The sequence below is a fragment of the Rhizobium sp. P38BS-XIX genome (assembly GCF_012641435.1).
In the GTDB taxonomy this organism is placed as follows: domain Bacteria; phylum Pseudomonadota; class Alphaproteobacteria; order Rhizobiales; family Rhizobiaceae; genus Rhizobium.
The window spans coordinates 62,822-76,290 of the sequence record NZ_JABAIJ010000005.1 but is presented as its reverse complement, the minus strand read 5'-3'; the positions used below and the strand labels follow the sequence as shown (position 1 = coordinate 76,290).

Annotated in this window: 14 protein-coding genes and 1 tRNA gene; 5 read left to right on the top strand and 10 right to left on the bottom strand. The window is 59.0% G+C overall.

The annotated features are described in order from the left end of the window. Positions 1–37: 37 nt before the first annotated feature. The 3 genes from HGP17_RS17135 to HGP17_RS17125 all read left to right on the top strand — a co-directional run bounded on the left by HGP17_RS17135 (position 38) and on the right by HGP17_RS17125 (position 2,213). Positions 38–811: a hypothetical protein gene (locus tag HGP17_RS17135; RefSeq protein ID WP_168811085.1), complete on the top strand. Its 774-nt coding sequence runs from the start codon at positions 38–40 to the stop codon at positions 809–811. 121 nt (positions 812–932) lie between these two features. After that, positions 933–1,562, top strand: coding sequence for a uracil phosphoribosyltransferase (gene upp / locus HGP17_RS17130; protein ID WP_168811083.1), 630 nt, complete (start codon positions 933–935; stop codon positions 1,560–1,562). Positions 1,563–1,688: 126 nt separating this feature from the next. Continuing rightward, a complete protein-coding gene (locus HGP17_RS17125) occupies positions 1,689–2,213 on the top strand; it encodes a TIGR02281 family clan AA aspartic protease (RefSeq protein ID WP_168811081.1) in 525 nt (174 codons plus the stop codon). Positions 2,214–2,298: 85 nt separating this feature from the next. Here the strand turns inward: HGP17_RS17125 and deoA are convergent, their stop codons facing one another. From deoA to HGP17_RS17080, 9 genes are all read right to left on the bottom strand, one after another. Beyond that, positions 2,299–3,606: a thymidine phosphorylase gene (gene deoA / locus HGP17_RS17120; RefSeq protein ID WP_168811079.1), complete on the bottom strand. Its 1,308-nt coding sequence runs from the start codon at positions 3,604–3,606 to the stop codon at positions 2,299–2,301. Positions 3,607–3,609: 3 nt separating this feature from the next. Beyond that, positions 3,610–4,383, bottom strand: a complete 774-nt coding sequence (gene deoC / locus HGP17_RS17115; protein ID WP_168811077.1) for a deoxyribose-phosphate aldolase — start codon at positions 4,381–4,383, stop codon at positions 3,610–3,612. Next, positions 4,380–5,186, bottom strand: coding sequence for a purine-nucleoside phosphorylase (locus HGP17_RS17110; RefSeq protein ID WP_168811075.1), 807 nt, complete (start codon positions 5,184–5,186; stop codon positions 4,380–4,382). The genes deoC and HGP17_RS17110 overlap by 4 nt, the downstream gene beginning before the upstream one ends. Then, the gene (locus tag HGP17_RS17105; protein WP_168811073.1) at positions 5,183–5,575 is read right to left on the bottom strand and encodes a cytidine deaminase; all 393 of its coding nucleotides are present in this window, start codon (positions 5,573–5,575) and stop codon (positions 5,183–5,185) included. Before HGP17_RS17105 ends, HGP17_RS17110 begins: the two co-directional genes overlap by 4 nt. Before the next feature lie 3 nt (positions 5,576–5,578). Then, positions 5,579–6,550, bottom strand: coding sequence for an ABC transporter permease (locus HGP17_RS17100; RefSeq protein WP_168811070.1), 972 nt, complete (start codon positions 6,548–6,550; stop codon positions 5,579–5,581). Between the two features lie 10 nt (positions 6,551–6,560). After that, positions 6,561–7,664, bottom strand: a complete 1,104-nt coding sequence (locus tag HGP17_RS17095) for an ABC transporter permease (protein WP_168811068.1) — start codon at positions 7,662–7,664, stop codon at positions 6,561–6,563. 7 nt (positions 7,665–7,671) lie between these two features. Then, positions 7,672–9,183 carry an ABC transporter ATP-binding protein gene (locus HGP17_RS17090; RefSeq protein ID WP_168811066.1) on the bottom strand — a complete coding sequence of 504 codons (1,512 nt, stop codon included), beginning with the start codon at positions 9,181–9,183 and terminating at the stop codon, positions 7,672–7,674. Between the two features lie 80 nt (positions 9,184–9,263). Further along, on the bottom strand, positions 9,264–10,259 hold the full coding sequence (locus HGP17_RS17085) for a BMP family ABC transporter substrate-binding protein (RefSeq protein WP_168811064.1): 996 nt from the start codon (positions 10,257–10,259) through the stop codon (positions 9,264–9,266). Between the two features lie 370 nt (positions 10,260–10,629). Next, entirely contained in the window at positions 10,630–10,947 is a 318-nt protein-coding gene (locus HGP17_RS17080) for a hypothetical protein (protein ID WP_168811062.1), read from the bottom strand. A gap of 236 nt (positions 10,948–11,183) precedes the next feature. Here HGP17_RS17080 and HGP17_RS17075 point away from each other — a divergent pair. Beyond that, positions 11,184–11,273, top strand: a tRNA-Ser gene (locus tag HGP17_RS17075). A 219-nt stretch (positions 11,274–11,492) separates the two neighbouring features. Here the strand turns inward: HGP17_RS17075 and HGP17_RS17070 are convergent. Beyond that, on the bottom strand, positions 11,493–12,482 hold the full coding sequence (locus HGP17_RS17070) for a nitrilase family protein (protein ID WP_168811966.1): 990 nt from the start codon (positions 12,480–12,482) through the stop codon (positions 11,493–11,495). Positions 12,483–12,569: 87 nt separating this feature from the next. Here HGP17_RS17070 and HGP17_RS17065 point away from each other — a divergent pair, with 87 nt between their 5' ends. Further along, positions 12,570–13,469 (top strand): LysR substrate-binding domain-containing protein, encoded by a 900-nt coding sequence (locus tag HGP17_RS17065; protein ID WP_168811060.1) that lies wholly within the window; start codon positions 12,570–12,572, stop codon positions 13,467–13,469.

The window sequence follows — 13,469 nt, the reverse complement described above, 5'->3', positions numbered from 1 at the left end:
ATTGTTGCGATAGTACAATAAAATCGCTTAGTGCGCGTTGATCTGGCAATTCCCTCTTGAAAAAGTAGTCTATTTGACTTTTATTCACGCTTTGGTTGTATTTGAGGCTTTAAGCATGTTAAGAGTGATAGTCGCTCTGTTCGCGATACTTTTGGCGCTATCCAATGCAGCAAGCGCGGAGGATACCGAGCGCAATCAGGTAATGACAGCCGCTGCCTACTTAACCGTTTGCCCATCGCTGACACCTGGCCCAGAGTTTGCTGCCGCGACCGCGCGAGTTGTCAATAAATTCCGAGATAGCAGTTCGGAACTACACCGAGAGCACGTGAATAAGATGTCGGCACTTGCGAGCAGGACATTGAATGATATTTGCAGTGAAGCTCTGCGTCTCTACGGGAAAAATGGAACCGCGGCGTCAAGTTGGTTAATTCCAAAGGGTCTGGTTACTATGGACTTCGATGAAATTATCGCGGCAGGTGACAATAGCTTCCCAAATAGCACTGATCGTCAAGTAACAAGCAACTACGTTAATGTGTCCCAGGCAAACCGATGCAACGGATTTGAACTCACCGCTGAGGTACACGTCTATCTCGCGAAATACGGAATAAGCGTCTACGATTTCGACGAAGGTCGACGATTACGGTTTGTCTACGCCTCCGAAATGTTACGTTTCCTGGAATGGTTTGATCGAAATCCCTCCTCTATTGAGGGAAAGGTCAGCGACGAGGCCTGGAACGCTTTTTGTTTCGCGCAGATTGCGAAATTTGGTCCGGATGGCACAATTCATCGCAATGTTCTCATTCGGAAATGAGATCGAGTTCACCGGATACGCTTGGGGATGACATAACGCCTTTTTTCCTATTTTCTTGCACCAGAGGCGATTTCCGTGAAAGAACCATCTCATATCACGGAACTACTGGAAGGCTGAAACCATGGACGGCGTCACTGTCATCGATCACCCGCTTGTGCAACACAAGCTCACAATCATGCGCAAGAAGGACACGTCGACGGGAAGCTTCCGCCGGCTGCTGCGCGAGATTTCGACGCTGCTCTGTTACGAAGTGACCCGGGATCTGGAGCTGACGATCCAGACGATCGAAACGCCGCTGCAGCCGATGGACGCGCCGATCCTCGAAGGCAAGAAGCTGGTCTTCGCTTCGATCCTGCGCGCCGGCAACGGCCTGCTAGAAGGCATGCTGGATCTGGTGCCGTCGGCCCGCGTATCTCATATCGGCGTTTATCGCGATCACGAGACGCTGCAGCCGGTCGAATACTACTTCAAGGCGCCTGATGACGTTGCAGAGCGCCTGATCATCGTTGTCGACCCGATGCTGGCGACGGGCAATTCCTCGATTGCCGCGATCGACAAGCTGAAGGAGCGTGGTGCGCACAATATCCGCTTCCTCTGCCTGCTGGCAGCCCCGGAAGGCATAGCCAATTTCCGCAAGGCGCATCCGGACGTCCCGGTTTTCACCGCCGCCATCGACAGCCACCTGAATGAACTCGGCTATATCGTGCCTGGCCTCGGCGATGCGGGCGACCGTATGTACGGCACGAAGTAAAACCGAAATTATAGTCTGTTGGGAGCCTGGTAGTTGATCAACTGCCGGGCTTTTTACTGATTGCCTTAGCAGCATTTCAGCAAACATTCGCTATTGATGGCATGGCCCGCAGGAGGGGTGTTGTCGATGCTCGTTCGTGTTCTTGTCATTGCTGGAATCATTGCCGCTGCGGCGACCCAAGTGCCTGCATTGGTGAACGGCTATCAGGAGCATGCGGCACAGCCTGCGCCGGTAGAGACAGCTTCGCTTGCGCCGCAAAAGGTAGCCGCTCCGGTTTCCTATGGCAGTGTCATGCTGCGCGCTGATGCCGGCGGCCATTATCAAGGCGATTTCACGATCAACGGCCGGTCCGTTCACGGGCTGGTCGATACCGGCGCCACCTATGTCGCGATGAACGAGAGCACGGCACGCAGCCTTGGCTTTAGCAGCGTCGATCTCGATTATCGTTATCAGGTCCAGACGGCGAACGGCATATCCAGGGTCGCCCACGTCAAACTCGATCGCCTGGAGATCGGCACGATACGCGTTCGCGACGTCGATGCCGTCGTAGCAAAGGATAATGCGCTCAGCACGACATTGATCGGCATGAGTTTCATGCAAAAGCTGAACTCGTTCGCCGTTCAAAACGGCAATCTGCTGCTGAAGCAGTGATCTTCGGTCTTCGATTTTCGCCTGTCGCTGCCGCAGCGCTGCTGCACGCTTCGAATGACCGACGATCGAGATAAGCCGTTTTTGGTCAGATCCTGCTGATGATGACAGGCGATGCCGCAGGTGCGGCATCCACAAGCCGGTAATTGGCCAGGATATCGGCCACAGCCTTGTCTGCGCCTGCCTCATCGGCGGCGTGAACCGTAGCGATGCGATCGCCCTTGCTGACTTTGCTTCCCAACGGCAGGATATGGCTGAAACCAACGCGATGATCGATCTTGTCCTGCGGGCGACGACGCCCCGCGCCGAGATCGATCACGCTCATGCCGATCGCGCGCGCATCGCAGGCACCCAGCCATCCATCGGTGGCGGCAAGAATCGGTTTCTGCACTGGTGCCGTCACAAGGTAGCGCTCCGGGTGTTCCATCAGATCCGCCGGGCCGCCAAGCGCATGCACCATCCGCCCGAAGATCTCTGCCGCCCTGCCGGATGCCAACGCCTCACGCGCCTTGGCTTCCGCCTCGACAGCGCTCGCACAAAGGCCGGCCTGAACAAGCATTTCGGCGGCGAAGGCCAGCACGACCGCTTCAAGCCGCGTACCGCCCTTGTGGCCACGCAGGAATTCAAGGCAGTTCTGAAGTTCCACCACATTGCCGGCGGCATCCGCCAAAGGCTGGTTCATGTCGGTGATGAGGGCCGAAGTCTTGACGCCGCCGCCATTGGCCACCTCCACCAGTGAGCGCGCCAGTGTTTCCGCCTCTTCCTGCGACGTCATGAAGGCGCCGCTGCCGATCTTGACGTCGAGCACCAGCGTCTCCAGCCCTGCGGCCAGCTTTTTCGAAAGGATCGACGCCGTGATGAGCGGGGCGGAATCGACGGTCGCGGTCACGTCACGTACGGCATAGAGCTTGCCATCGGCCGGCGCCAGCGCACCGGTCTGGCCGATGATGGCACAGCCGACCTCATCGACCACCTTGCGGAAGCTGGCTGCGTCAGGGATAATTCCATAGCCTGGAATGGATTCCAGCTTGTCGAGCGTGCCGCCGGTGTGGCCGAGCCCGCGGCCCGAAATCATCGGCACGGCAAGACCGCAGGCCGCCGCGATGGGTGCCAGCATCAGAGAGACGTTGTCGCCGACGCCGCCGGTCGAATGCTTGTCGGCAATCGGCTTGTCAATGCCCTTCCAGGACAGCATGTCGCCGGAACGGGCCATGGCGAGTGTCAGCGCCACCGTCTCTTCGCGTGTCATTCCACGGAACCAGACGGCCATGGCAAAAGCGCCGATCTGGCTTTCGGCCAGTTCGCCTCGCCCCAATGCACCGATAAAGGCGTCGATATCCGCTGCGGAAAGAACCGAGCCGTTACGCTTCTGCCGGATAATTTCCTGCGGGATCATCGGTCAATAGCCCGACGCTGCCGTCTTGGAGGCTCCGCCGGCCAACACGGTCAGGATATCGTCAAGCAGTCCCGATGCACCGAAACGGAAGGTCGACGGCATCGCCCAATCGGGCGCCATGATGGTTTCGGCAAGGCTCAGGTACAAAGCCGCATCGGCAACGGAGCTGACACCGCCGGCGGGCTTGAACCCGACCTTGCGACCGCTGGCTCGGATCGCCCGCAACATGATGTCGGCAGCCTCGAGCGTCGCGTTGACGGCGACCTTACCGGTCGACGTCTTGATGAAATCGGCACCGGCCTCGATCGCCAGTTCAGAGGCGCGCCGGATCAATGCGGTGTCCTTGATTTCGCCGGTCTCGAGAATGGTTTTCAGAACGACCGACCCCTTGCATTCGGCGCGTACGGCCGCGACCATATCGGTGACCGCCTGCTCGTTGCCGGCCAGGAAGGCACGGTAGGGAATGACCAGGTCGATTTCATCGGCGCCGTCGGCAATCGCCTCGCGCGCTTCGGCAGCAACGTCGGCCACCTCCATATCGCCGGCCGGAAAATTCACGACGGTCGCGATCTTGACGACGTTATCAGCCCCGAGGATGCCGCGTGCCTGGGCGACAAAGCGCGGCCAGATGCAGATTGCGGCAGTGTTGCCATAGGGTGATTGCGCACGCACGCACAGCGCCTCGATCTGCTCTGGCGTGCAATCATCCTTGAGATTGGTGAGATCGAGCAGGGAAAGCGCAACAGCTGCCGTTTCTCTCAGCGAATGGCCGGTCAATGGTGGTCTCCTTCGTCTGCGATCATCTCTTTCAGAATGGCGGCAAGACGAGCGCCGCCTACCGGCGCCATGTCCTTCGTCTCGTCATGCGAGAGCTCGGAACCAGTCATGCCAGCACCATAGTTAGTAATGACGGAGGCGGCGGCAACCCTCAGCCCGAAAAGACGCGCCAGAATGACTTCCGGCACCGTCGACATGCCGACTGCATCGGCACCGAGGATGCGCGCCATGCGGATTTCGGCCGGCGTTTCGAAGCTCGGCCCGGAAAACCACATATAGACGCCATGCGACAGCTTGATCTCGGCCTTTTCAGCCGCCTTGCGCATGCGCATGATGAGATCACTATCGTAAGCACTGGTCATGCCGACGAAGCGCTTGTCGCTTTCCTCGCCGATCAGCGGATTCATGCCGGAATAGTTGATGTGATCGGTGATCTGCATCACCGAACCTGGCGGCATTTCTTCCCGCAGCGACCCTGCGGAATTGGTGAGGATCAGCGTATCGACGCCGAGTGCCTTCAGGGCCTCGATCGGGGCTCGCATCGCATTGGCGTCACCCTTCTCATAGTAATGTACCCGGCCAGACAGCATGATGACAGGGACATCGCCAAGCTTGCCGGCGACCAGCGTGCCCGCATGGCCAGATACGGCACTGACTGGAAAGCCCGGCAGATCGGCATAGGGAATGCGCAGCGCATCCTGGACTTGATCCACTAGCGAGCCGAGGCCGGAGCCGAGGATGATGCCGTAGCGCGGCTTCAGCTCGCCGAGTTTCTCGGTGAGGATATCGAGGGCGGCGCTCATCCGAGGATCTCGGTTTCGAAGCTGAAGGGGAGCAGCTCTTCCATGGTCATGGTCTTTTTCACGCCCGCTTCGTCGCAAAGATAGATGCGTGTGTCCTTGCCGGCGAATTCGGCGATCTTCTGCCGGCAGCCGCCACAGGGCGGGCAAAGCGGCAGCTTCTCGGCGATCACAGCCATTTCGACGATCTTCTTGGCGCCGCCCATGATCATGTGGCTGATCGCGGTCGGCTCGGCACACCAGCCCTGCGGGAAGGACAGATTTTCGATATTGGCGCCGGTATAGATCTTTCCGTCTTCGGCGCGGATGGCCGCGCCGACGGGAAACTTCGAATAAGGGGCGTGCGCAAACGCCATCGCGCCGCGCGCGGCCTCGAACAGATCATGCGACATAGACTAGCGCTCCTTGGTATAGGGCACGCCACCGGCCTTCGGAGGCTTGGCGACGCCGATAAAGCCTGCAAGCAGAATGCAGGTGAGGATATAGGGCAGCGCCTGGAAAATCTGTACCGGCACCTCGCCCATGCCCGGGATCGTCTTGCCCTGCATGAAGTTCGCAAAGGCATCGAGGAAGCCGAACAGAAGGCAGGTGAACATGACGGGCACTGGCTTCCACTTGGCGAAGATCAGTGCGGCAAGCGCGATATAGCCCTTGCCGGCCGACATGTTGTTGATGAAGGCGGCCGACTGGGCGATGGCGAGATAGGTGCCGGAGAAGCCGCAGAGGATGCCCGCGACGATCAGCGAACGATAGCGCAGCCATTCGACCGAGATGCCGGCAGTGTCGACAGCACCTGGATTTTCACCGACGGCACGCAGACGCAAGCCGAAGCGGGTGCGATAGAGGATCCACCACGAAATCGGCACAGCGAGGAAGGCAAGATAGGTCAGGATATTGTTGCCGGAGATGACGTTGGCGTAGAGCGGCCCGATGAAGGGTACGCTGCGCACGGCATCGACGCCCGGCAAGGTGATGCCGGAAAACCGCGCCGTGCCCGGCAGTGTCGGCGTACGACCACCCTGCCCGAACCAGGCCTGGCCGAGAACGATGGTCAGGCCAGCCGTCAGGAAGTTGATCGCGACGCCGGAAACAATCTGGTTGCCGCGATTGGTGATCGAGGCGAAGCCGTGCAGTAGACCGAGCAGGATCGAGACAACGATGCCGGCACCAAGGCCCGCCCAGGCGGAACCGCTGATGGAAGCGACACAGGCGGCCGCAAAAGCGGAGGCCAGCATCTTGCCTTCCAGGCCAATGTCGAAGATGCCGGCGCGCTCGGAGAACAGGCCGGCAAGCGCCGTGAAGATCAGTGGGATCGACAGGCGGATGGTCGAGCCGAGGATGCTGATGAGAAGATCGTAATATTCCATGGTCTGATCCTCACGCCTTGGCGAATGTCTGGTAGATGCGCACGAGCGCGGGCCGGAACATATATTCAAGCGCGCCGGCAAACAGGATGACAAGACCCTGAATGACCACGATCATGTCGCGCGTGATGTTCGGCATGTCGAAGGACAGTGCATCGCCCCCCTGATAGAGAATGCCGAAGAGGATCGCGGCAAGGATGATGCCGAAAGGATGGTTGCGGCCCATCAGCGATACCGCGATACCAACGAAGCCGGCGCCGAGGACGAACTCCACCTGCAGACGCGCGGAAGCACCCATGACAGGATTGAGCGCCATCATGCCGGCAAGACCACCTGATATCAGCATGGCGATGATGACGGTGCGGGCATAGGGAATGCCGGCGTAGACTGCAGCCGTCGGGCTCAAGCCCAGCGTGCGCATTTCATAGCCCAGCTTGGTACGCCAGACGAGCACCCAAACGAGAAAGCACATGACCAGCGCGATCAGGAAGGACACGTTGAGCGGAGCGGCACCAATGGTCGAGCCAAAAATACCCATCAGCCAATCGAGCTTCGGCAACTGGCCACCCTCGAGGAAGGTACGGGTTTCCGGCGCCATCTTGCCGGGGACGATCAGCACATGCACCAGCAGGAAGTTCATCATCGCGGATGCGATGAAATTGAACATGATGGTGGTGATGACGACGTGGCTGCCGCGCTTGGCCTGCAGCCAGGCTGGGATAAGAGCCCAGAGAGCGCCGAAGATCGCCGCGCCGATGACAGCAAACGGCATCGTCACATACCAGGGCACGTAGTGGTCGAGCGCCAGCGCCACGAGAGCGCAACCAAGACCACCGACATAGGCCTGACCTTCCGAGCCGATGTTGAACAGGCCGGCATGGATGGCAACGGCGACCGAGAGGCCGGTGAAGATGAAACTCGTGGCGTAATAAAGGGTGAAACCGATACCTTCGCCACTGCCGAGCGCGCCCTGCAGCAGCAGAACGAGCGCGTCGAACGGGCTCTCACCGATGAACCAGACGACAAGGCCCGAGATCAGGAAGGCGACGATCAGATTGAGAACGGGGATCAGACCGTAGTTGATCCAATTGGGGAGCGGAACGGAAGCCGTGCTCATATGCGCCTCACGCGGCAATGCCGGCCATCATCAGGCCGAGTGTTTGTTCACCGGCCTCGGCCGACTTCTCACCGACGATATGGCCGGCGAACATGACGAGGATACGGTCCGAAAGCGCACGGATCTCATCCAGCTCCACCGAGACCAGCAGGGTGGCCTTGCCGGCGTCGCGCATCTCGATGATGCGGCGATGGATGAACTCGATAGCGCCGATATCGACCCCGCGCGTTGGCTGACCGATCAGCAGAGCCTTCGGATCGCGCTCGATTTCGCGAGCGACCACGATCTTCTGCTGGTTGCCGCCGGAGAAATTGGCGGTTTTCAGCCGCGCATTCGGCGGTCGGATATCGTATTTCTCGATCTTCTCGATGGCATCCTTGCGCATGGCATCGAGATCGAGCATGCCGCCGCGCCCATATTTGGCGTCGCGGTGATAGCCAAGCATGGAGTTCTCATATTCCTCGAATTTGAGGACGAGGCCCATGTGATGGCGATCTTCCGGAATATGGGCAAGGCCGAGCTCCCGCAGCGCTGCCGGGTCGGCGGTGCCGATCGGCTTGCCGTGCAGAAAGATTTCTCCCGACGCCGGTTTGCGAATGCCGGCGATCGCCTCCAGCAATTCCGATTGCCCGTTTCCAGCAACGCCGGCAATGCCGACGATCTCGCCGGCGCGGACATCGAAAGAGACGTCGTCGACCATGGTGACGCCACGGCCGTCCTTGACGGTGAGGTTGCGTACCGAAAGCAGCACCTCGCCCGGATTGGGAGCGCCCTTTTCCACGCGCAGGAGCACGCGGCGGCCGACCATCAGCTCGGCAAGTTCCTCGACAGTGGTTTCCGCCGTGTTGCGGGTTGCTACCATTTCGCCGCGGCGCATGACCGAGACCGTATCGGTGATCGCCATGATTTCGCGCAGCTTGTGCGTGATGAGGATGATCGTCTTGCCCTGGTCGCGCAGCACGCGAAGGATGCGGAAGAGATTGTCGGCCTCGGCAGGCGTGAGAACGCCGGTGGGTTCATCGAGAATCAGAATCTCGGCACCGCGATACATCGCCTTCAGGATTTCGACGCGCTGCTGCTGGCCGACGGGCAGCTCTTCGATGAGCGCGTCCGGATCGACCTCGAGGCCATAATCCTTTTCCAGTCGGTTGAGCTCGGCGCGCGTGGCTGCGACGCCCTTGGCGAGCAATGCGCCGCCTTCGGCGCCCAGCATGACGTTTTCAAGCACCGTGAAATTGTCGACCAGCATGAAGTGCTGATGCACCATGCCGATACCGGCCGATATCGCCGTCTGGCTGTCACGGATGGTGATCGGGTTGCCGTTGATGCGGATCTCGCCGCTGTCGGCCTGATAGAAACCGTAGATGATCGACATCAGAGTCGATTTCCCGGCACCGTTTTCGCCGATGATCCCGTGGATCGAGCCTTTGGCGACGGTCAGGTTGATGTCTTTGTTGGCGTGGACAGCACCGAACTTCTTGTCGATACCCACGAGTTCGATGGCAGGTGATTGGCTCACAATAGGGGGCTCCAGAAACCGGATTCCGGATAAGAAAAGGGCGTATGACGGTTTGCTACGTCATACGCCCTTGTTTCATATCAGCTCTTCGGGCAGGCGTTGTCGGCCGTGTAATCGTGGACCTTGATGCTGCCGGAAATGATATCGGCGCGAGCCTTGTCGATGGCAGCCTGCATGTCCGAGGTGACGAGCGGCTTGTTGTTGTCGTCGATGGCGACGGTAACGCCGTCTTCCTTCAGGCCGAGTTCCTGGGTGCCGGGGGTGAACTTGCCGTTCTTGGCGTCGCTGAAGGCGTTGTAGACTGCGAGGTCAACGCGCTTGACGACTGAGGTCAGAACGGAACCCGGATGCAGGTAGTTCTGGTTCGAGTCGACGCCGATCGAGAGCTTCTTGTTGTCGGCGGCGGTCTGCAGCACGCCGAGGCCGGTTGCACCGGCGGCCGCGTAAACAACGTCCGCGCCCTGGTCGATCTGGTTCTTGGTGAGCTCGCCACCGCGAACCGGGTCGTTCCAGGCAGCGCCGGTCGTGCCGGTCATGTTCTGGAAGACTTCGATCTTCGGATTGGTGGCGCGAGCGCCCAGCTCATAGCCGCATTCGAACTTGCGGATCAGCGGGATGTCCATGCCGCCGACGAAGCCGACCTTGCCGGTCTTCGAAGCGATGGCGGCCATGACGCCGGCGAGGTAGGAGCCTTCATTTTCCTTGAACTTCACCGAGCGGACGTTCGGCAGATCGAGGCTGTCGTCGATCAGCACGAATTCGGTCTTCGGATATTCGGCGGCAACCTTCTGGAGAGCGGACGTCCAGGCAAACGATACTGCGATGACCGGATTGAAGCCCTTGCTGGCGAAGTTGCGCAGCGCCTGCTCACCCTGGGTGTCGCCCGTCGGCTCGAAATCGCGGTAAGCGATGCCGGTTTCCTTCTTGAACTTTTCAGCGCCGTTGTAGGCGGCTTCATTGAAGGACTTGTCGAACTTGCCACCTGTTCCGTAGACGATCGCCGGCTTGATGTCGGCCGCAAGCGCCGTCGCCGACATGGCGGCCAAGGCGAAAAGGGTCAGAAGGGATTTTTTCATGTGTCGCAGCCCTGTTGTTGCTATCTTGTTGGGTCCTCCCGCAAGCCCGTTGACCGGGCATGTCTGCGGAACCGCTGGCCTCCCCCGAGGCCAAGCTGGCGCGCATCCTTGCATGGCTGCACGAAAAATTCACGAGAAATTTTTCAGTTGGTAAAGATTTGTGGGAATTGCGGAAAACCCACGCAAAGGAGCCATTTTTTAAACAATTTGGCGTTCAGACTGCGATTTTAATAGCCAGCAAACGCATTTTTCGCCGTTTCGCAGCCCGCCATCCAACCTCATTTCTAAGGCCTGAGGCGTGTGTGGAATGCAGTCCTCGCAAGCATAAAGTCCCGGAACGGCACAGGCTGCAGCGACGGGCCCGCAGCCGTCAGGCGGTGAAACGGGCGGCCAGCGACGGACGCTTATAAGCGACCATCCACAGCAGCAGCGACACCACCAAGAAGACGGCAAAGGCAGGCTGGAACAGCAGCCATTGCATTGCCATGTCGTAGAAACGGGGATGAATATAATAGGCGATCATCGAACGAAGGCTTGCCAGAGAGGAAGGGCTGACGTCGTTCCAGGCATCACCCATCGGGGTCAAGACCACGGCCGACGCCGCGACCGACTGGATGGAATCGATGGTGCCGGCGATAACAGCCACCACCAGCGCGACAAGGCTGGCAAAACGCAACAGGAAACGCATGAACCCCTCCGGATTACTCACTACGCCCGGCCCTTTTCGGGTCGACCGGTCTTACGCCGCCTCATCTTTCTCTTAGATAATTTGTACGTGAAATAAGCGCAATGGGGGCGAGATACAGAGTTTTGCGACGATAAGTCAAAAATCTGTCAGATTCGGGTTGATTGCTCAGAATTCATCGGTATATATCGCGCCGTTCCGACGATTTGCTTCCGAAGCGGTGGCAAAACGCCAATGAAGGACAGGTGGCCGAGTGGTTTAAGGCGCACGCCTGGAACGCGTGTGTGCGTGAAAGCGTACCGTGGGTTCGAATCCCACCTTGTCCGCCATATGGCATTGACCTGGTTCAACATAATCAGAATTTTCCGGAATGCTTCCTGAAGCGCTGGCGCGCATGCTTGGTGCCCGAACGTGTTACAGACACGCGAGAAGGGCCGCGGCCGAATACGAGCATCGACCGCGAGCCTAGACAGGATTTTTGCGCCGCGCCTCACATCCCCCGGCAATGCTTAAGCATCGCCGGAAGACGGGTTTTCTTCATCGCATCCTTACTTGGTCTGCTCGACAACTGAGCGTTTGCGCGTGGGCGCTTCGGAATATCGAGCATCCATGGGCGAAAGGCCCTCCGGATTGGGCTGTGTGAAAATGCTATAAAGTTCGGGCCGACGGCCTCGAATCCAGCGTTGCCCCGTGCATTTGTCGAGAAGCCCCAGATCGAGTTCCGCGCTGACAATCGCATCGTCGGCGGCCCAGGTCTCTGAAAGAATGCGGCCGTAGGGATCGAGGATCATGGCATTGCCGGTCCGCACCTCATCCTCGTCCTGGCCGACGCCGTTGCTGAAGATGAGAAACATGCCGTTGTCGTGCGCGCGGGACGGCAGCCAGCGCATGAACCATTCACGCCCGTTCGGCCCACGAATTTCGGCCTCGATCGCAGCGGGATCTTCATGACGACGCGCCCATTTTTCGACCGGTATGCGCTTCATGCCATGCGGGCTGACCGACTGACCACCGCCGGCCTGATGCGGTGCGATCAGGAGTTCAGCACCAAGCAGCGCCGTCGCTCTCGCATTTTCGATAAGATTGTTGTCCCAGCAGATCAGAATACCCGCCCGGATATCCCATGGCGTATTGAACACGGTATATCGATTGCCGCTCGATATAGCGCGATGTTCCCAGGCATGCAGCTTGCGGTGACAATGGATCTGCCCGTCGGGAAGGCAGACGGCATAGGAATTATAGATGGCGCCATCGTCACCGAGTTCCAGAAAGCCGACGCCAATTCCGATGCCCAGCTCGCGAGCCAAATTCGCGACGTAGGAGACGGAGGGGCCAGATAAAGGTTCTGCCAATGCACGGATCGCATCGGCATCGAGCTTTGGTACATGCCAATAGCCGCAGATGCACATTTCCGGAAAAATCACCAACTGGCTGCCGTCACCGGCTGCCTGTCGCGCAAGGGTCGTGACCCGGTCGAGATTGTAGGTCTTGTCGTTGGCGCGATGCTGAAACTGAACCGACGATACTTTTAACATGATGGATATTGCCTCCGTTGTGAGGCAATTTGACCATAGGCATTCCATTCCGTAAAATGAGATCTTTGATATATTTAAGTCGCAAATCGAATGGATCTCAAACTCCTCCGCTCTTTCATCGTCCTTTCCGAGGCAGGCCATTATGGTAAGGCGGCAGACAGGCTGCTCGTCACACAATCGACCTTGACCAAACAAATCCAGGCTCTTGAGGCGACGATCGGCGGGGAACTGTTCGAACGCGGGCGGCACGGCGCCAAGCTTACTGTGCTCGGAAGGGTGTTTGAGAAGGAGGCGCAAAGGCTCCTGCGATTGAGCGATGACGTCGCTGCCAGAATGCGCCGTGCCCATGCCGGGCTGGCCGGTCACCTCGATATCGCATTCGGCATTTCGACGCTTGTGCTGGCCCCTCGCCTGATTGCCGACTTCCGCGTGGCGACACCTGATTGCCAGATCACGCTTGATGATCTGCCTTCGAGCGAACAGCATCAGCGCCTGCTCGACGGACGGCTCGATGCCGGCTTTTGCCGTGCTCCGGTGGACGCGGAAGGACTTGAATTCCTGCCTTTGCTTGAGGAACGGCTGGCACTCGTGCTGCCGCCTACCGTGAGCGAGCCGCCTTTGAGCCAGCTCTCGGCATTGAACGCTCTGGGTTTCGTCGCACTATCTCCAAGCCGCGGATCGGGATTGGACTCACAGATCACCCGGTGGTGCTCCGCTTCGAACTTCAAACCGCGTATTGTTCAATATGCCGAGGACATCCTGACTGTTCATGCCGTCGTCGCCGCAGGGTTAGGAGCTGCGTTCCTGCCCTGGTACGGCGTGGAAGCCTTGGGTGGACGCACGCGTCAATCACAGTTGTCCGGCCCGGAATCACATTGGCCAATTGGGCTGTGTTGGCGCGATGACGATAGAAATCCGCTGTTGCGAAGGTTCATCGATCATATTTCAGGCCGAGGCTCGTTCGATGCGAGCCTCGGCCAGATTGCATAG

Excerpts from the sequence above, each read along its gene's own strand:
- HGP17_RS17095 (WP_168811068.1), bottom strand. The coding sequence starts at position 7,664 with ATGAGCACGGCTTCCGTTCCGCTCCCCAATTGGATCAACTACGGTCTG.
- HGP17_RS17065 (WP_168811060.1), top strand. The coding sequence starts at position 12,570 with ATGGATCTCAAACTCCTCCGCTCTTTCATCGTCCTTTCCGAGGCAGGC.
- HGP17_RS17110 (WP_168811075.1), bottom strand. The coding sequence starts at position 5,186 with ATGAGCGCCGCCCTCGATATCCTCACCGAGAAACTCGGCGAGCTGAAG.
- HGP17_RS17100 (WP_168811070.1), bottom strand. The coding sequence starts at position 6,550 with ATGGAATATTACGATCTTCTCATCAGCATCCTCGGCTCGACCATCCGC.
- HGP17_RS17080 (WP_168811062.1), bottom strand. The coding sequence starts at position 10,947 with ATGCGTTTCCTGTTGCGTTTTGCCAGCCTTGTCGCGCTGGTGGTGGCT.
- HGP17_RS17125 (WP_168811081.1), top strand. The coding sequence starts at position 1,689 with ATGCTCGTTCGTGTTCTTGTCATTGCTGGAATCATTGCCGCTGCGGCG.
- deoA (WP_168811079.1), bottom strand. The coding sequence starts at position 3,606 with ATGATCCCGCAGGAAATTATCCGGCAGAAGCGTAACGGCTCGGTTCTT.
- upp (WP_168811083.1), top strand. The coding sequence starts at position 933 with ATGGACGGCGTCACTGTCATCGATCACCCGCTTGTGCAACACAAGCTC.
- HGP17_RS17105 (WP_168811073.1), bottom strand. The coding sequence starts at position 5,575 with ATGTCGCATGATCTGTTCGAGGCCGCGCGCGGCGCGATGGCGTTTGCG.
- HGP17_RS17085 (WP_168811064.1), bottom strand. The coding sequence starts at position 10,259 with ATGAAAAAATCCCTTCTGACCCTTTTCGCCTTGGCCGCCATGTCGGCG.